The 17,543-nt window shown below is 67.4% G+C and carries 16 protein-coding genes; 9 read left to right on the top strand and 7 right to left on the bottom strand.

The genetic code is table 11. The annotated features are described in order from the left end of the window. Positions 1-90: 90 nt before the first annotated feature. The gene (locus GQR91_RS01045) at positions 91-1,884 is read right to left on the bottom strand and encodes a DUF885 domain-containing protein (protein ID WP_149682566.1); all 1,794 of its coding nucleotides are present in this window, start codon (positions 1,882-1,884) and stop codon (positions 91-93) included. Positions 1,885-2,047: 163 nt separating this feature from the next. On the opposite strand from GQR91_RS01045, the gene GQR91_RS01050 reads away from it, so the two are divergent. The 7 genes from GQR91_RS01050 (at position 2,048) to GQR91_RS01080 (ending at position 9,810) form a co-directional block, all read left to right on the top strand. Next, entirely contained in the window at positions 2,048-3,343 is a 1,296-nt protein-coding gene (locus GQR91_RS01050) for an Hsp70 family protein (RefSeq protein ID WP_149682565.1), read from the top strand. 111 nt (positions 3,344-3,454) lie between these two features. Next, positions 3,455-4,135, top strand: coding sequence for a PAS domain-containing protein (locus tag GQR91_RS01055; RefSeq protein WP_149682564.1), 681 nt, complete (start codon positions 3,455-3,457; stop codon positions 4,133-4,135). Between the two features lie 124 nt (positions 4,136-4,259). Then, positions 4,260-5,774 carry a TadE/TadG family type IV pilus assembly protein gene (locus GQR91_RS01060; RefSeq protein WP_149682563.1) on the top strand — a complete coding sequence of 505 codons (1,515 nt, stop codon included), beginning with the start codon at positions 4,260-4,262 and terminating at the stop codon, positions 5,772-5,774. After that, positions 5,771-6,346, top strand: a complete 576-nt coding sequence (locus GQR91_RS01065) for a TadE/TadG family type IV pilus assembly protein (RefSeq protein ID WP_149682562.1) — start codon at positions 5,771-5,773, stop codon at positions 6,344-6,346. The genes GQR91_RS01060 and GQR91_RS01065 overlap by 4 nt, the downstream gene beginning before the upstream one ends. Beyond that, positions 6,337-6,966 carry a TadE/TadG family type IV pilus assembly protein gene (locus GQR91_RS01070; RefSeq protein ID WP_149682561.1) on the top strand — a complete coding sequence of 210 codons (630 nt, stop codon included), beginning with the start codon at positions 6,337-6,339 and terminating at the stop codon, positions 6,964-6,966. Before GQR91_RS01065 ends, GQR91_RS01070 begins: the two co-directional genes overlap by 10 nt. A 103-nt stretch (positions 6,967-7,069) precedes the next feature. Continuing rightward, a complete protein-coding gene (locus tag GQR91_RS01075; RefSeq protein ID WP_149682560.1) occupies positions 7,070-8,860 on the top strand; it encodes a thiamine pyrophosphate-requiring protein in 1,791 nt (596 codons plus the stop codon). A 59-nt stretch (positions 8,861-8,919) separates the two neighbouring features. Further along, positions 8,920-9,810, top strand: coding sequence for a glycoside hydrolase family 16 protein (locus GQR91_RS01080; protein WP_211368531.1), 891 nt, complete (start codon positions 8,920-8,922; stop codon positions 9,808-9,810). Here GQR91_RS01080 and GQR91_RS01085 read toward each other — a convergent pair. From GQR91_RS01085 to GQR91_RS01110, 6 genes are all read right to left on the bottom strand, one after another. Beyond that, positions 9,758-10,273, bottom strand: coding sequence for a GAF domain-containing protein (locus GQR91_RS01085; protein ID WP_149682559.1), 516 nt, complete (start codon positions 10,271-10,273; stop codon positions 9,758-9,760). The two genes, GQR91_RS01080 and GQR91_RS01085, sit on opposite strands and share 53 nt — an antisense overlap. A gap of 172 nt (positions 10,274-10,445) precedes the next feature. Beyond that, on the bottom strand, positions 10,446-11,405 hold the full coding sequence (locus GQR91_RS01090) for a Csu type fimbrial protein (RefSeq protein WP_149682558.1): 960 nt from the start codon (positions 11,403-11,405) through the stop codon (positions 10,446-10,448). Continuing rightward, entirely contained in the window at positions 11,396-13,636 is a 2,241-nt protein-coding gene (locus GQR91_RS01095) for a fimbria/pilus outer membrane usher protein (RefSeq protein WP_164727718.1), read from the bottom strand. Before GQR91_RS01095 ends, GQR91_RS01090 begins: the two co-directional genes overlap by 10 nt. 27 nt (positions 13,637-13,663) lie before the next feature. After that, positions 13,664-14,377: a fimbrial biogenesis chaperone gene (locus tag GQR91_RS01100; RefSeq protein WP_160146783.1), complete on the bottom strand. Its 714-nt coding sequence runs from the start codon at positions 14,375-14,377 to the stop codon at positions 13,664-13,666. A gap of 28 nt (positions 14,378-14,405) precedes the next feature. Continuing rightward, positions 14,406-14,912: a spore coat protein U domain-containing protein gene (locus GQR91_RS01105; protein WP_160146782.1), complete on the bottom strand. Its 507-nt coding sequence runs from the start codon at positions 14,910-14,912 to the stop codon at positions 14,406-14,408. Then, positions 14,909-15,463 carry a Csu type fimbrial protein gene (locus GQR91_RS01110; RefSeq protein WP_160146781.1) on the bottom strand — a complete coding sequence of 185 codons (555 nt, stop codon included), beginning with the start codon at positions 15,461-15,463 and terminating at the stop codon, positions 14,909-14,911. The genes GQR91_RS01105 and GQR91_RS01110 overlap by 4 nt, the downstream gene beginning before the upstream one ends. Positions 15,464-15,735: 272 nt before the next feature. Between GQR91_RS01110 and GQR91_RS01115 the strand changes: the two genes are divergently transcribed. Together GQR91_RS01115 and GQR91_RS01120 are read left to right on the top strand one after the other, a co-directional pair. Beyond that, on the top strand, positions 15,736-16,746 hold the full coding sequence (locus tag GQR91_RS01115) for an SDR family oxidoreductase (RefSeq protein ID WP_160146780.1): 1,011 nt from the start codon (positions 15,736-15,738) through the stop codon (positions 16,744-16,746). 110 nt (positions 16,747-16,856) lie between these two features. Continuing rightward, the gene (locus GQR91_RS01120; RefSeq protein WP_149682552.1) at positions 16,857-17,543 is read left to right on the top strand and encodes a response regulator transcription factor; all 687 of its coding nucleotides are present in this window, start codon (positions 16,857-16,859) and stop codon (positions 17,541-17,543) included.

Below are 17,543 nucleotides of genomic sequence, written 5' to 3' on the forward strand. Positions count from 1 at the left end.
ACTCCTTCATGGACGATGGGCGGTGGGCGCGCCGATCCGCCCACGCCATTACCCAGATCAGGCGCGCAGTATGACGCGACGAACCGGTGGCTACATCCGCTCGCGCGCGATCTTCTCCAGCACGGTCAACGGCATGGCCCCCATGGTCAGGATGCGGTGAAACGTCTTGGGATCCCAGCGCGCACCCGCCTTGCGCTTCGCCTCGTCGCGCAGGCGGGTCCAGACGGTATGCCCGATCTTGTAGCTGCACGCCTGACCGGGCCAGACGGTGTAGCGATCAATCTCCGCCTGGCTGCGCCCGCGCGCGATGCCGGTGGTCGCGATCAGGTAATCGGTCGCCTTTTCGCGGCTCCACCGCTTGGCGTGCATGCCCGAATCGACCACCAGCCGCGTCGCGCGGAACAACAGCGATTGCAGATAACCGACCTGGCCCAGCGGGTCGCCGTCATACATCCCCATCTCGTCGGCCAGTTGCTCCGCATAAAGCGCCCAGCCCTCCGAATAGCCCGAATAAAAGCCGCGCCGGCGGATCAACGGAATGTCCTCGCTCTCCAGTGCGGACATCACCTGCAGATGATGGCCCGGCACCGCCTCGTGATAGCTGAGCGTGGCGAGGCCGAATTTCGGCCGGTCGAACGTGTCGCGCAGGTTGATGAAGTAGATCGCCGGCCGCGTCCCGTCCAGCGAGGCGGACTGGTAATAGCCGCCCGGCGCGCCGGCCTGGATCGCCTCCGGCACGCGGCGCACCTCGACAGGCGCGCGGGGCAGCACGGCGAACTGTTCGGACAGCCGCCGGGTCATCGCCGCGATCTGGCCGCGCAACTGTTCCAGCAGCGCCTCGCGCCCCGGATCGGTGTTCGGATAGAGTTGATCCGGCCGCTTGTTCAGCGCGACCAGCCGCTCGCTCACGCTGCCCTGGGACATTCCCTGCGCGCGCAGGATGGCGTCGATCCGCCCGCCGATCTCCGCGACCTGGGCCAGCCCCAGCCGGTGGATCTCGTCGCCGGTCAACTCCGTCGTCGTCGCGGCACTCGCCGCCGCGGCGTAATAGGCCGCACCATCCGGCAGGCGCCATACACCCGCGTCATGCACCGCCCGCTCGCGCAATCCGGTCACCAGCGCACGCTGCCGGTCGAGGGCGGGGAAGACCCGCTCGCGCATCAGCGCCGCCACGGCGTCGGCGCGCTCGGGCGGCAGGTTGGCGGCCTTCAGCTTGGCCGCCAGGTCGGTCACCGGCCCGGTTGCCTCGGGCGCCTTGTCGCGGACCGCGGCCAGTTGCTTCAGCGTCGTGTCCAATATGTAATCGGGGGCAAAGACGCCTTTGGCCGCGTCCTCGCGCTGGCGCTGCGTCTCGGCATCGATGGCGCCGGCAAAGGCCTCGACGCGCGCGACATAGGCATCGGCGTCCGCGGCGTTCTGCACCCGGTGCTGGTTCGCCAGAAAGTCCGGCACGTCACGGTAAGCGCCGGTCAACTGGCTCAGCACATAGGGCGCATAGCGGCCCGCATTCGATCCGAACGGGTATCGCTCGCCCGCGATCACCCGGTCCAGGCTATAGGCGACCACGTCGTAATCCAGCTTCGCCGCCTCGCCCAGGGCTGCACGCGGGATCGTGCGCAGCGCCGCCTGCTCGCTGCGCGCCCGCGCGAACGCCCGCGCCTCCCCGGCCCGCGAGGCATCGGACAACCGCGCCTTCAGCCCCGCCCGCGCCCCGGTATCCAGCCCCAGCGACGTCGCCTGCTCCGGACTGTCCTCCAACCGCTCGTAGAAGAACCGGTCCAGCATCTCCCGCAACCGGCCATCCGGACTGCCCCCCGCCCCCCGCGCCAAACCCGGCCACGCCCCCGCCACACCTACGGATACAAGAAACTGGCGACGCTGCATGGACACTCCCGGCGCTGGCAAGGGTGGACCGGCCGCCAAGCGGCAAGTCGTTGGAAGAAGGTGACTCCTCTATACGCCGGCGGCAGTGATCCGCGACAGCTTTGTGCACGCGGCGATCCGGGCTAAAGGCGCGCGCCCCTCTTTCCTGCCGGACTATATCCCCATGACCGCTCCCGCCGCCGCCCGCGCCATCGGCCTCGACTTCGGCACGACCAATACCGTTGCTGCACTTGCCGGACCGGACGGGGAAGCACCCTCGCTGGTCCGCCTGGACACGGTGGAAGGGGAGGTGTTCCGCAGCGCGCTCTGCTTCTGGCATGACGAGGATGTTCGCGGCGGGCTGGCGGTGGAGGCGGGGCCGGGGGCGATCCGCGAATATCTCGAATACCCCTCGGACAGCCGCTTCCTGCAATCGTTCAAGTCGACCGCCGCCAGCCGATCCTTCGACACGGCACCGGTGTTCGAGAAGCGGTTCCGGTTCGAGGAACTGGGCCGCCTGTTCCTGGACAAGCTGACGCGCCATGCGGGCGGCGCGCTCGACCGGCTCGATCGTGTCGTGGTCGGGCGGCCGGTGACCTATGCCGGCTCGCGGCCCGACGAGGCCCTGGCACGACAGCGTTATGACGCGATGTTCGCCGGCTTCGCGCGTGAGGTGCACTATGTCTATGAACCTCTGGCCGCCGCGTTCGGCTATGCCGCGCACCTGACCGAGCCGACGACGCTGCTCGTAGCCGATTTCGGGGGCGGGACGAGCGACTTTTCCGTCGTGCGGATCGCGGAGCCCGGGGCGGCACAACGTTGCGTACCGCTGGGCCATGCCGGTGTCGGCATCGCAGGCGACCGCTTCGACGCGCGCATCGTCGACAAGCTGGTCCTGCCCTTTATGGGAAAAGGCGGAAAATATCGCTCGTTCGACAAGATCCTGGACATTCCGGGCGGCTATTTCGCCGATCTTGCCGACTGGTCGAAGCTCGCCCTTATGCGGAACCGCCGTACGCTGGCCGAACTGGAAACCCTGCGCCGCACCGCAATCGATCCGCAGCCGATCAGCCGGATGATCGCCCTGATCGAACACGAACTGGCCTTCCCGCTATATGACGCGGTCGGGCGTCTGAAACGTGCGCTGACGCAAGGTCATTCGGCCCATTTTTCCTTTTCCAGTGAAGAGGTTGTGATTGAGGCGGAGGTTTTGCGGGCGGAGTTCGAGGGGTGGATCGCGGCGGATGTCGCGCGGATGGCCGGGGCGGTAGATCGGGCGCTGGCCGAGGCGGGGGTCGCGGAAGGCGAGATCGACCGGGTGTTCCTGACCGGCGGCACGTCGCTGGTGCCTGCGGTACGCGCAATCTTTATGGAGCGATTCGGGGCGGAGCGGATCGGCGCCGGCGGGGAATTGACCTCGATCGCCGACGGCCTGGCGCTGATCGCCCGGCAGGATGACGTCGCCGCCTGGACGGCATGACCGCAACCGTTTGCGAACGCTAAAATATCTATGCAAATTGTCCCGTTTTACTTACGCATGATAGGGGAACCCCGGATCAGGGAGGATGCGGGGGCTTAACAGGAGCGGGCGATGCTCTCCGCGCATTGTGTATCGACCACGAGCGGCGTGATTCTGGATGTCGATCGCGCTTTTTGCACGCTGGTGCAACGGAACGAACGCAGCCTCATCGGCGCATCATACAAGACGATCACGCTCCCCGACGATATCGCGAAAAGCAGCAAGATGCTGCGATCCATGACCGCGCGGGGGGCGCCCAGCACGTTGCAGAAGCGCTATCGGCGCCCGGACGGCACCGTCGCCCATGCCAGCCTGCTGGTGACCATGGCGCGGGAACGCGACCGTTTGCTGGCAACGGTGACGTGGGAGCGTTGCCCGGCCGAGGACGCGTCGCCGTTCGGATTGTGGCGTGCGGCCTTGCGGTTGCAGCGGTTGTACGAAACGCGCCGACAGGAATTCGGTGAGGAACTGTTCGGCGACCATCTCGGCGTCATCCTGCTGGAAGTCTATCTGGCCGAAGCGGAGGGGCGCATCGCGACGCAGGCCACCATTTCGAACGCGGCGAGCGTGAGCGCACCGATGGTGGGGCGTTGGATCAAGGTGCTGTGCCAATATGGCCTGTTGCAGGCCGATCGCGACCTGACGGACGTGATCCACCTGAGCCATGCCGGTCTGATGAAGATCGAGCGCACCCTGCGCGCCTTTGACGGCGAGCCGGCGCAGGGCATGATCACGCTGCCGCGCGAAATGTGAGCCGCGACGACAATCCCCAAATTGGCGGAATTTATCCCCGAGTAGCAATGATTTAAGATTCGACCCATATCGAGTTGGCTTGATCTCGAAACGGTTTCCGACCGAGGATGAAGCCAAGCCTGTCATGTCGATGCTGCCGACCCGGTGGATCCGGTCCTTCTGCGCCGCGCCGCTGCGCAACGTTGCGGGCAATACGCTGGCGATCGTCGCATTCGCGATGATCCCGCTGACCGGGATGATGGGGTCCGCGGTCGACATGGGACGCAGCTATACCGCCAAGGTCCGCCTGCAACAGGCCTGCGACGCAGGCGCGCTGGCCGGGCGGCGGATCATGGAAGGGGACGTGTTCAACGCCGGCGTTGAGGCGGAAGCGCGCAAGTTCTTCAACTTCAACTTTCCCGCGGCCAGCTTCCAGGTCGCAAGCTTCACCCCGACCGTCACCCATCCCGATGTCGGCGTGATCGGCATGGAGGCGAAGACCGCGGTGCCGACCACGATCATGAAGCTGTTCGGCTATGAGCGGCTGCCCATCTCGGTCAGCTGTACCGCGTCCCAGAATTTCGTGAACACGGACATCGTGCTGGTGCTGGACGTGACCGGATCGATGGCATGGCGGCCGAACGGCGGCGACTGCACGGGATCGTGCGCCTCGTCGGGCGGATCGCGCATCGCCGGGCTGCGCAAGGCGGTGCTGGCGCTGTATGACGAACTGAAGCCGATGCAGGATCAGCTTGAATCGGCGGGCATGCGGCTGCGCTACGGCGTGGTGCCGTTTTCCAGCACGGTGAACGTCGGCAAGCTGGTCTATGCGCGCGACCCCAAATTCATTCGTGATCCGGCCAAGTACCGCTACGAGCGATGCGACAGCCGCGGGCAGAATTGCAGCTATCCCACGCACACCGAGAACCATTCGGACGCGTGGTTTCGCGCATGGGCAAGCGATGCGAACACGCAACTGGGGTGCATCGAGGAGCGCGATACCGCCTATATTGCGCCATCCGCGACCTATGCGCCGGATAACGCCTATGATCTCGACATCAACCGGGAACCGTTTTCGGAGGGAACCCGCTGGCCACCCTATGATCCGGATGAGCAGCGGGTTTCACGCAGCACCGCATGCCCGTATCCGGCCCGCCGCCTCGCCGACTGGACGCGCAAGGACCTGAGCGACTATGTCGATGACCTGACTCCGGTCGGTGCGACCTATCACGATATCGGCATGATCTGGGGCGGACGGTTGATCTCGTCCGCGGGCATCTTCGGCGATAGCCCGACCACCTACAAGAACCTGCCGGTCAATCGCTATGTCATCTTCATGACCGATGGCCAGATGGACCCGTCGATGACCGCCTACAGCGCTTACGGCATCGAGCGGTACGATGCGCGCGTATCGGGCAGCACGGGCACCAGCGAGACCCGGTTGGGCAACCTGCACGACACGCGCTTCTCCATCGCCTGCGACCGGGTGAAGGAGACAGGCGCCAGGATCATCGTCGTCGGCTTCGCCACGTCCCTCGACACCCGCCGCCAGAACTGCGCCAGCGACGGCATGGCGCAGAACGCGACCGACAATCAGGCGCTGATCGACGTATTCAAGGATATCGGGAAGAAGATCGGCGCGCTGAGGCTTACGCAGTGACGTCGCGCAGGCTGGTTGGCGATGCGCGGGGGGCGACGATCGTGGAGTTCGCGCTGATCGTCATGCCGCTCATGATGATCCTGATGGCGGTGCTGGAGTTCGGGCACACGCTGTATGTGCAAGGGGTGTTGCAGGGCGCGGTGCAGGAGGCGGTGCGATCGGCGAGCCTGGGGGAGGCGAGCGGGACGGCTGTGGATGCGATCGTCACGCGGCGCGTGCAGTCGCTGGTGCGCGCGACCGACCTGGATTTCGAGCAGAAGGCCTATGACCGTTTCTCCTCGGTCGGCCGGCCGGAAGTGCTGGTGACCGACAATAACGGTAATGGCCGTTACGATCCCGGCGATTGCTGGCTGGATGCGCGGCCCAACGGCATCTACGACCAGGACGCCGGCCGGATCGGGCTGGGTCGCGGAGACGACATACTGGTCTATACGGTGGTGGCCAGCGTGCCGCGGCTGGCCCCGCTGACCGGATCGTTCGGCATATCGCCGACCAAGCGGATCACCGCGCAGACAATGATGCGCAACCAGCCCTATTCCACGCAGGACCCGGTGGCGACGATATGCGGTTGAATACGCTTTCCCGCGACACGCGCGGCCTGGCGCTGATCGAATTCGCGCTGTCGCTGCCCGTGCTGCTGGCCCTGGCGCTGACGGGGGTGGAGACGGCCAATTACGTGCTGGCGGTACAGCGCGTGTCGCAGGTCGCCTCCGTCGTGGCGGATACGGCAGGGCGCGGCGCCAACGCGATCGACGATGCGCAGGTGAACGAGATCATGACCGGCGCGCGGATGATCGGCCAGCGCATCGGACTGGGCGCGAACGGGCGCATCATCCTGTCCGACCTGGAGCAGAGCACCAGCAACACGCAGCGCCAATGGATACGCTGGCAGCGCTGTTCGGGCGCCAAGCGGGTCGATTCCAGCTATGGCACGCCGGCCGCGATGACGAACAGCACGATGACGGCGATGGGGCCGGCGGGCAACCAGATCGCGGCGCAGCGCAACACCGCGGTGATGTTCGTCGAGGTGATGTACGACTATCAACCGATCATCGCAGGCGACCTGATCCCGGCGGGCAGCCGGATGATCCGGTCGGTCGCGGCCTATAACGTCCGCCAGCGAACCAGCTATGTGCTGGGTAGCGGAGGGTTGAGCGACAGCCAGAAGGCGCTCTGTTCGGTTTACGGGTGATGACGCGTTTTTCCGCGTCGGTGAAGAAGGCGGCATAAACCGAACCACTTCGGGGCATTGCGCGTTGGGGGCCTTTCCGCCCATCCATTGCAGGACCTCCGACATGAGCCAGGCGACCAGCGATTTCTTCGTTCAGCGGCTGAAGGCCTGGGGCGTGACGCGCATCTATGGCTATCCCGGCGATGGTATCAACGGCGTGCTAGGCGCGCTCCAGCGGGTGGAGGGGACCGATAAGGGCATCGAGTTCATCCAGGTTCGCCACGAGGAAATGGCCGCGTTCATGGCGACGGCCCATGCCAAATTCACCGGCGAACTGGGCGTCTGCCTGTCGACCGGCGGGCCGGGGGCGACGCATCTGATCACCGGGCTGTACGATGCAAAGGCCGACCATGTGCCCGTTCTGGCGATCGCAGGACAGGCCGAGACGACGGTGCGGGGCGCCAGTTACCAGCAGGAATTGAACCTGGACCGGATGTTCGCCGACGTCGCCGATTTCGTGCAGGAGGCGGTGGCGCCTGCGCAACTGCGCCATCTGGTCGACCGCGGCCTGCGCGTGGCGACCGCACGCAACGGCGTGACCGTGCTGATCCTGCCCAAGGACGTGCAGGACATGGCGTGGGAGGAACCGGCGCGCGCGCACGGCTTCACCCGGTCCGGCCCCGGTTATACCCGGCCGCGCGTCGTGCCGCATCACGCCGATCTGGCGCGCGCCGCCGCGGTGCTGAACGAGGGAAAGAAGGTCGCGGTGCTGATCGGCGCGGGCGCGCGCGATGCCGCAAACGAGGTGGTCGCGGTGGCCGAGACGCTGGGCGCGGGCATCGCCAAGGCGTTGCTGGGCAAGGACGTGGTGCCCGACGACATCCCCTTCGTCACCGGCGCGATCGGGCTGCTCGGGACGCAGCCGTCATCGGACATGATCGAGGGGTGCGACACGCTGCTGATGATCGGCACGGGCTTTCCCTGGGCGGAGTTCCTGCCGCCCGACGGGCAGGCGCGTGCGGTGCAGATTGACATCGCGCCCGAGATGCTCGGCCTGCGCTATCCCGTCGAGGTCAACCTGCACGGCGATGCGGGGGAGACGTTGCGAGCGCTGATGCCGCTGCTGGAGCGCAAGACGGATCGGGCGTGGCAAAACGGCATCGTCGCCGCGATGGAGAATTGGCACCGGACGCTGAAGGGCCGGGCGATGGCCGATGCCAGCCCGGTCAATCCGCAGCGCGTGGTGTACGAAATGTCGCCGCGCCTGCCGGCGAATGCGATCGTGACGTCGGATTCGGGATCGTGCGCCAACTGGTATGCCCGCGACTGGCAGGTGAAGCGCGGGCAGCGCGGATCGCTGTCCGGCGGGCTCGCCTCGATGGGGGCGGCGGTGCCCTATGCGATCGCGGCCAAGTTCGCGCATCCGACCAAGCCCGTGGTGGCGCTGGTCGGCGACGGGGCGATGCAGATGAACAACATGGCCGAACTGATCACCATCCAGAAATACTGGCAACGCTGGGCCGATCCGCGGCTGATCGTGTGCGTGTTCAACAACGAGGACCTGAACGAGGTGACGTGGGAACAGCGGATCATGGAGGGCAATCCGCGCTTTCCGACGACGCAGAGCCTGCCGGACGTACCCTATGCCCGCTTTGCCGAGATGCTGGGGCTGACCGGTATCTTCGTCGATGATCCCGAACAGGTCGGCCCGGCATGGGACCGGGCGCTTGCCGCGGATCGGCCCGTCGTGCTGGAGGTGAAGACCGATCCCAGCGTCGCACCGCTGCCCCCGCACGTCACGCTGGAACAGGCCAAGGGCTTCCTGTCGTCGATGGTGAAGGGCGACCGCGGCACCGCCAGCGTGCTGGCCGATACCGCGCGACAGATCATTGGCGGGGTGCGCGAACGGCTTTGAGCCGGGCTTTACGGCTCGCCACGGCGGAAAGGCTGGCCTAGCATCGGACGGAAAAATCCGTGGCTGGAGAGTGGTTTGTGACGGGATCGATGATCCGGGCGGCGATCATGGCGGGGGCGATGACGATTGCCGGCGCCGGTTGGGGACAGACGCCGTCCGCCGACGTGCCACCTGGCTACACGCTGCGCTGGGCTGACGAGTTCACGGGCGAAGGGCTGCCCGACCCGGCCCGATGGCGGTTCGACACCCATGCCAACCGGACGGGCTGGTACAATAACGAGCTGCAATATTATGTGGCCGACCGACTGGAGAATGCGCGGGTGACGAATGGCCGGCTGGTCATCACCGCGCGTGCCGAAACACTGGCGGCGCCCGATCATGGCGGGCAACGCTACACCTCGGCCCGGTTGATCACGCAGGGGCGGGCGGCGTGGCGCTACGGCTTCTTCGAGATCCGGGCGAAATTGCCGTGCGGCGCGGGAAGCTGGCCGGCAATCTGGATGCTGGGCGAGCAGGGCGAATGGCCGGATGGTGGCGAGATCGACATCATGGAGCATGTCGGCAACGACCGCCATGTCGTGCACAGCACGGTGCACAACCGCGCGACGGCGGGTACCAGCGGCGACGGGGCGAGCATCACCCTGCCGAACGCATGCGATGCGTTTCACCGCTACCAGTTGCACTGGACCAGGGATGCACTCGACTTCGCCGTCGATGGCCGCCCGGTGCACCGTTACGCCAGGGCGGGCAAGGGCACGGCCGGCTGGCCCTATGACGCGCCCCAATATCTGTTGCTGAACCTGGCGATCGGCGGGGACATGGGCGGCCGGGTCGATGACGCGATCTTTCCGGCGCGGTTCGAGATCGATTATGTGCGGGTGTACCAGAAGGGCGCCGCTACCGGACCGGAAGCAGCGACGACACCGTCCGCTCCACCTCATGCGCCATGATGACCAGCAATGCCCGGTCGAACGCCATGGTCAGCGGCTTCGTGTCGGCGACACAAACCGCGCCGAGCGCCAGCCCGGCATCGTCCGCGATCGGCACGCCGGCATAGAAGCGGATAAAGGGGTCGCCCTGCACGCTGCCGAAATCGGCGAAACGGGCATCGGCGCGCGCATCCGGCACGATCAGCGGCTCGCCATCCTGCTGGATCGTCGTCGCGCAAAAGGCGGTGCTGCGCGGCGTTTCTTCGACGCCGAGGCCGCGCTCGGCCAAAAGGATCTGCGAGCGCCGGTCGATGATCGAGATCGCCGCATAGGCGGTCTGGTAATGATCGCGCACGATGTCGACGATGCGGTCAAGCTCCTTGCTGCCGCGCATCGCCAGAACACCACTATGATCCACGGCCAGCTGACGCCTTTTCTCGGCCGAGAAGGCGTTCAACCATGAACTGACGTACGGGTCCGACACGTCCACTCCTACCCTGTTCTATCATCCACCGCCGCCACGGGAGAAAGGGAGCAGCCAAAGTTTTTTACGCGGATCATCGCGTCAAAACAATATGTTCGGCGCGATGAATAAGAACCGTTTCCAATGGTGTTCGCCCGCATTCTGCCGTGAAATCATCGTTAATGCAGGCGCGTCAGAAGGAGATCACCACGCTGACATCGTCGCTATAGCTGCCGGGCGGGCGTGGTGGCTGGTCGGGATTGATCCGGGCGACGAAGGCATGGGCCTGAACCGGGGTCTGGCTGCCGGTGCCCAGGCGCTCGGCGGGCTGGGGATTGCTTTCGTCCCAGATGGTGACGCCGTCAGGGCGGTAGAGATTATATTGCAAGGCGGCACCGCCCGGGCCGCTCATCGCCCGCCACGGACGCGCGCTTTGCGCGTTTCCAGCGGTGAAAGCGAGCTTGTAGGCAGTGTCCTTGGTACAATCGGTCATCACCGCGGCGGTTTGCGGTGCGAACTGCTCGACCAGGGCGGCGGTGCCGAACTGGATGTCGGGCGCGGTGATGCGGCAATCACGGCCGACGACTAGTTTAACCGCGACGGTAACCGTCACCTTGCGCGTTTCCCAGCCCAGGCAAAGAAGGCTGAGCAGTTGCACGCCGTTGCAGACCTCGTAATCCCAATTGATCGTCAGCGTGTCGGCATAATCGCCGGCCGCGACATTGGCGGCGGCGACGGGCCGGGCGTAGAGCGGTGCGGTGAAGCTGGTCGCGCCAACGAGCCCGAGCAGCGACAACAAGGTGTCGCTGGCATAGTCGATCGTCGGCGTCTGGTTGAAGCTGAGCGTCTGGGCGGCATCGGGGGACAGGCGGTACTGGATCGCGTCGCCCGTCGGCCTGACCAGCGTGAAGCCGTTCAGGCTGGTGACGGTGGCCTGCGCCCGCGTGCGGCTGAGCAGGCCCAGCGCCGCACCGGTACAGGCCAGCCCCGCCGAACCCGATACGGTCGCCACCGCGGTGGCGCGCACATCATAGGACGAGGCGGGGGTGAAGGTCAGCAGGCCCGAAGAGGGCGTGCACCCGGCCCGCGCAGGCGTGGCGAAAAGCAGGGCGGCGAGCGCGGCGATGAGCCATGCGAGCGGCCTTACCGACATGGCACCGCCCCGAGATCGGGCATCGCCGTGGCCGTGGCGGGAAGATCGGCGTTCGCGCGGCAGGCGATGCCGTCACGGCGCAGCACATCGAGCGCGATGTGGGCGCCGACATCCTCCAGATAGACCACGCCGTCCCACCCGGTCACCGCATCGGGCATGCCCGCGCGGGTGACGCGGCCGCCGGGGGCAAGCGCGCGGCCGGCGGGGTCGACCAGCTTCAGCGTGACGTTGCGCGATCGCCGGACGGGCAGGCGGACCACCGCCCCGCTGGCGCGGCGGACCGCGAGGCGCGTCTCCACCTGCGGCGCCACATGATCGACCGACAGTGCCAGCGGATCGATCGAGAAGCGGCTGGGTAGCCACGACACGATGTTGGGGACGAACAGATAGCCGCGCGCATCGGTGACGCCGATCGTCTGGTTCTCATACGCGACCTTCACCCCGCGCGTGCCGGTCGCGACGACGGCAAAGGCGTCGCTGACCTGATTGGCGGCAAAGACGCCGTGATCCATCGCGACAAGGGCGCCCGACACGCTGCCCCATGCCGACCGCGCGCCGCCCACCACCGCGCCGCCCGCCTGCACGGTGACCGGCCGGGCACGCCAGGTCGCGGTGGCCTGGCCATAGGCGGTGCCCGATGCGTCGGTCGCGATATTGGCGTCGACGCCCAGGCCGCCGCTTGCCGGCATCGCGCGGGCATAGCCGATCTGGTAAAGGTTGCGGCCACCGGTACGGCTGATCCCGGCATTGGCGGCATTGCGACCGAACGGCACGAACAGGCGCAGTTGCGCGCTGGTGCGCCCGGTCGAGACATCCCGATCGGCGCTGACGAACAGGCTGGCGTGGCCGAACAGCGGCCGGCTGTAGGACAGGCTGGCGATGCGCGCTCGCGCGCCATCCAGCGCGCGGCCGTCGAGATAGGCGGCACCCAGGCTGCCGTGGCGGCCGAGCGTGACGCTGGCGATGACGCGATCGGCGCGGCGGTTGCGCAGGGTGCTGCGCAGGTCGAAATCGCCCAGGTCACGAAAGCGCCGATCCCGCTCCTCGTGCAGCGCGGCGATGCTGAATCCCCGCGCGGCATAGCTGTAGCCGAGGGAATAGCGCATGGCGCCGTTCGAGCGGGCGGCCGACAGCGACAGCGTGCCGATCCGCCAGGGGGCGACGACGGCGCCGATCCCGGCGAGCGCGACCCCGCCCCCCATCTCGCCATGCGCCTCCAGCGTCAGGCGCTCGGTCGTGCCGCGACGCCACGTGCCGCTGGCGACGAGCGGGCCATAGCCGAAGGAGCGCAGGCCATAACCGCGGCGGACGAAGCCGATCTCCGCGCCGCCATCGCTCAGGCCGGGACGCAACAGGCTGGCCGAGACGTAGAAGGGGATGGTGGTCGCGATCTGGCGGCCGACCGCGTCGGTGGTGACGATCGTCGCCTCGCCCGCGCCGTTCACGACCGGAATGTTGTCGAGCAGGAAGCGGCCGGGCTCCACGGTGGCGCTTTGGCGGCGATAGCCGTCGACGAACAGGTCAACCGCCGATGGCACCGCCGCCTGACCGGCAAACCGCGGCAACGGCATGGTGACGAGATCGGGCCGGATGCCGAAGTCGCGCGCCACCTGTATCCCGCCCATGCGGATCGCGGTGGTCCAGGGCAGCGCGCGGGTGATGAGGTCGCCCGCCGCCCACCCGAGCGCGCGGTCCTCGTCGATGCGGCGGATGCTGGTATCATAGCGCAGATAGCCCGCGCCGCTGCGCCACGTGCCGGTGTTGGACAAGGTGCCGGCCGGGCCGAACAGCCGCTGTTCGGTCCACAGCGCCGCGCTGCTCCGTCCGGCCGCGGTCTGGCCGTAGAGTTCGTAGTTGAGCATCGCGCCCCAGTCCGCGACGCTGGCCATGCGCGGCGCGCCGGTAGCGGCGATGCGCGCGACGGGCAGGCGATCGGGCGCGATGGTGAGGTGCAGTTGCTGAAGGGCCGCGTCATAGCGCGCGCCGAGATCGGGGCGGCGGGCGACATCGATCTCGCCCTCGTCCCCCGGCGCCAGCGGCACGCCGTTGCGGCGCAGCGCCTCGGCCGGGACGATCATCGCCTCGCCCGCCAGTGCCAGCTCGACGACATCGCCGGTCGAGCGGCCGTTGACCACCAGTTCCACGAACAGCTGCTGGCGCGGATCAGCGGCGTGCGCGGGCATCGCCAGCATCATGGCCCCGAAAAGGAGCAGAAGAAGCGCCCGGCGCATGATCGCAGGTCCGGCCCGGCATCGCCGTCAGGCAGTGATCGGCAGCACCGCGTCGGTGCCGTTCACGTTGACGGTCAGCTTGCCGAGATCGGCCGCGGCATCGGGCAGGGGCCAGCGCATCGTCTGACCCGGCAGGACATAGCCGACCAGCCCCGGCAGCAGGGGCGTGCGCCCCCCGCGCAGATCGACCAGCCGGGCATGGCGCGCGCCGCTGTTGGTGACGACCAGATAGCGTCGCCCCTCGCTCAGCAGGATTCGTGCGGCAAGGACCGGCTGCGCGTTGGCGCTCGCCCCGGCACGGACGAACAGCGGAATCGAATACCGCATCTGTACCGCCAGTTGCGCACGCGGGCCGGCCTCGGCGCCCTTGGTATCGATCGCGGGCGGCAGCTCGTCGATCAGCAGACGGTAGCTTTGCTCGCCGCTGCCCGTATCGGCCACGTCGCGGCGCAGGATGCGGACGAGCTGACGCTGGCCCGGGGCCACCGTGGCGATGGGCGGGCTGGCGACGATCCTGTCCTGATCGACGTGCCGGTCCTCGCCGTTGTCCTGCGTCCAGTGGAGGGTGCGGACCTGCAGGGTAACGGGGGCGTTGCCCTTGTTCTCGATCCACAGGGCGGTGGCGCGTTCGCCTGCGGCGATCACGGGATCGATCGGCCAGATGACGACCGTCGCGGCGGAGCAGGGGGCGGCGAGGGCGAGCAGGAGGAAGGCGCACAGGCGGAACAGCCGCAGGGTCATGGCAGGCGACTCGGCAAGGGGTGAGGGGTTACCAGCGGACGGTGATCCGCACGACATCGGCGTAGCGGCCGGCACGGGCAGGGCGGGGCACGGTGGCGCGGGCGCGTACCGGCAGGCTGAGGCGGGAGGTGCCCGGCGGGAAGGTCAGGGCGATCGACTGCCCCTCCCACGGCGTCGTGCCGCCGTTCACGAACAGGTGATAGGGGATCAGGCTGGCGCCGTCCCCGGCATGGGCCAGTTGCGGCACGCCGGCGCGGGCATGTTCGCCGGCATCCGCGCTGACCGTGGCGACGGTGCCGGGGGTGCAGGCCAGTTGCACGCCGTCCGTCACCCCCGCCTCCAGCGTGGCGCCGGTCGCGCCGTTCGCGGTGCCGAGATCGATGCGCCCCCAGGCGCCGGTGCCGTCGACCGTGACCGCGCAGCCGCTGGCGATGGAGGCGGAGACCTTGAACGTCCGGGCGGTCTCCGCCGGGGCGGCGCCGGGGAGCAGCAACACGCCGACGACCAGCACCGCGATCCCGGCGCGGCGGGTCACCAAGTCAGCGTCACCTGCACGGTATCGGTATAGGCGCCCGCCGCCAGCACCTTGCCGCCGCTGTTCACCCGCGCGAAGATCGGCAGCGAGATGGCGTCGGTCGTGGCGGTGCCCAGTGCGACCGGCTGGCCGATCATGATCTCGTTGCTGTGGTTGGCGTCGCTGTAAAGACGATAGGGCACCATGTTCTGCCCGAACGCCATGCGCCGCACGCTGCTGTCGGCATGGGCGCCCGCGCCGATCGCCATGGCAGGCGTCAGTCCGGGCGAGCACAGGATGGTGATGGCGCCCCCGCCGGTCCGGGTCGAGACGACGGTGGCATCGATATCGCCGAAGATGCCCGGTTGCGGCGCGAAGGTGATCGTGCCCAGTTCGCCCAGCGTACCGGCGGTCACGGTGCCGCCGTTGACCGCACAGGCGCCGGAAACATCGAGGGATATGCCGATCGTGCCATTGGAATCGCCCGCCATGGCGGGCTGCGCGGCAAGCAATGCGACGAAGGCGAAGGATGCCGCCGCCGCCCTGCGCGTGATGGATGAATGCGTGAACATGACCAAACCCCGTTTAGACCGGGGTATATTGATGTTCAGGCCGTTAACGACAGGTTTAATAACCTTTATCGTCGCGATCATCTGCTGATACCGTGCAATCTGCATCTATAACGGAACAGCTTCGACGACCATGAACAACTATAATGGTTCGATGACCACGCCAGCTTTTACACGCATATCCTAATCGACAACTTGACCGATGGTTCCCGTCGCCATGGGAACGATCGCGGTGGGCCATGCGTCATCCCCGCTTCCAGCAAAGGGACCGCGCGATGTCGATCAGGTTGAAGCCGCTTGCCGAGCAGGTGATCGTGGTGACGGGTGCCAGCAGCGGGAATGGGCTGGCCATCGTCGAGCAGGCGGCACGGCAGGGTGCGGCGGTGGTCGCCGTCGCACGCGGCGAGCCGGCGCTGGACGCGCTGCGCACGCGGCTGGCGGCCGAGGGCGCGAAGATCGCGACCTGCGTCGCCGATGTCGCCGATGCCGACGCGGTCGAGCGGGTCGCGGCGGTGGCGGTCGCCACGTTCGGGCGGATCGATTCCTGGGTGAACAATGCCGGCACCGGAACCTATGGCACGCTGGAACAGGTGCCGCTGGACGATCACCGGCGTGTGTTCGACGTCAATTATTTCGGCGTGCTGCACGGATCACTGGTTGCGGCACGCTATCTGCGCGGGCAGGGCGGCGCGATCGTCAATGTCGGCTCGATCCTGGGCGACCGGGCGATCCTGCAACAGGGGCCATATTGCGCGACCAAGCATGCGGTACAGGCACTGACCGATACACTGCGCATGGAACTGGAAGCGGCAGGCGCGAACATCTCGGTCACGCTGGTCAAGCCGGGCGCGATCGACACGCCCTTTCCCGAACATGCCCGCAACTTCATGGACAAGCCGCCGCGGCTGCCCCCGCCGCTCTACACGCCCGAGGTGGTCGCCGACGCGGTGCTGCACGCCTGCGCGCATCCGCAGCGCACCCTCTATGCCGGCGGCGGCGGGCTGCTGTCGTCTTTGCTGCCCCAGCTTGCCCCGCGCATCGCCGATGCGATCATGGAAGTGGTCGGCACGCCCGCGCAGCAAAAGCCGGCCGATCCCGGCGACCCCGAGCGCCGCGACAATCTGTACCAGCCCCGCAAGGGTGCGCGGCGTGGCAGCCAGCATCTGTTAGCCCGTCATTCCAGCCTGACACTGCAGGTACAGAAGCTGCCCAAGGCGTTGCTGGTCCTGGGCGTTGCGGGGCTGGGTACCACCATCGCGATCGGCCGGCGCCTGTCACGACGGTGAACGCATCTTTAACATAACCTGTATTATCGATCTTATGTAGGACGCTTCCGGGCCGTCTTCGCATACGCTTAGCGTTGGACTTCGCGGCGTCGACTTAGCACAAAGGGACCATGCCCGAACGCGTGATGATCGTTGAGGACGACCGGGACATTGCGGACCTGTTGACCGCCTATGCCGAGCGTGCGGGCTTTCAGGTGCAATGGGCGGCCAGCGTCACCGATGCGGTGCAGATGCATGCGCGGTGGCGGCCCGACCTGATCATGCTGGACATCGGTTTGCCTGGCGGCGACGGCATCGATGTGCTGACCGCGGTCAGGCGGCGCGACGATACCCCGATCATCATGCTGACCGCGGTCGATGACGACGTGACCAAGCTGATGAGCTTTCGCATCGGCGCCGACGACTATGTGGTGAAGCCGTTCAATCCCTCCGAGGTGATCGAGCGGGTGCGCGCCGTGCTGCGCCGGGCGCGCGGGAGCAGCGCCGCGCGCGCGCTGATCGTCGGGGATCTGGCGATCGACCTGGAGGCGCGGCTGGCGGAGCGCCGCCCGGCGGACGGTGTGGCGGCCCCCCTGCCGTTGACCCCGACGGAATTCGCGCTGCTGGCGCATATGGCCCGCCAGCCGCGCCGGGCCTTTACCCGCACCGAGTTGCTCGACGCGGTGTCGCCCGACAGCGATGCGCTGGACCGGGTGATCGACTCCCACATCTCGAAGCTGCGCACGAAGCTGGCGGCTGCGGGCCTGCCCGCGCTGATCGAACCGGTCCGTGGGCTGGGCTATCGCCTGTCGTCATAG

Origin of the sequence: Sphingomonas carotinifaciens, assembly GCF_009789535.1 — a bacterium.
In the GTDB taxonomy this organism is placed as follows: domain Bacteria; phylum Pseudomonadota; class Alphaproteobacteria; order Sphingomonadales; family Sphingomonadaceae; genus Sphingomonas; species Sphingomonas carotinifaciens.

Coding starts and splice junctions, on each gene's coding strand:
- GQR91_RS01045 (WP_149682566.1), bottom strand. CDS start 1,884: ATGCAGCGTCGCCAGTTTCTTGTATCCGTAGGTGTGGCGGGGGCGTGG.
- GQR91_RS01050 (WP_149682565.1), top strand. CDS start 2,048: ATGACCGCTCCCGCCGCCGCCCGCGCCATCGGCCTCGACTTCGGCACG.
- GQR91_RS01055 (WP_149682564.1), top strand. CDS start 3,455: ATGCTCTCCGCGCATTGTGTATCGACCACGAGCGGCGTGATTCTGGAT.
- GQR91_RS01060 (WP_149682563.1), top strand. CDS start 4,260: ATGTCGATGCTGCCGACCCGGTGGATCCGGTCCTTCTGCGCCGCGCCG.
- GQR91_RS01070 (WP_149682561.1), top strand. CDS start 6,337: ATGCGGTTGAATACGCTTTCCCGCGACACGCGCGGCCTGGCGCTGATC.
- GQR91_RS01075 (WP_149682560.1), top strand. CDS start 7,070: ATGAGCCAGGCGACCAGCGATTTCTTCGTTCAGCGGCTGAAGGCCTGG.
- GQR91_RS01090 (WP_149682558.1), bottom strand. CDS start 11,405: ATGTCGGTAAGGCCGCTCGCATGGCTCATCGCCGCGCTCGCCGCCCTG.
- GQR91_RS01095 (WP_164727718.1), bottom strand. CDS start 13,636: ATGCGCCGGGCGCTTCTTCTGCTCCTTTTCGGGGCCATGATGCTGGCG.
- GQR91_RS01100 (WP_160146783.1), bottom strand. CDS start 14,377: ATGACCCTGCGGCTGTTCCGCCTGTGCGCCTTCCTCCTGCTCGCCCTC.
- GQR91_RS01110 (WP_160146781.1), bottom strand. CDS start 15,463: ATGTTCACGCATTCATCCATCACGCGCAGGGCGGCGGCGGCATCCTTC.
- GQR91_RS01115 (WP_160146780.1), top strand. CDS start 15,736: ATGTCGATCAGGTTGAAGCCGCTTGCCGAGCAGGTGATCGTGGTGACG.
- GQR91_RS01120 (WP_149682552.1), top strand. CDS start 16,857: ATGCCCGAACGCGTGATGATCGTTGAGGACGACCGGGACATTGCGGAC.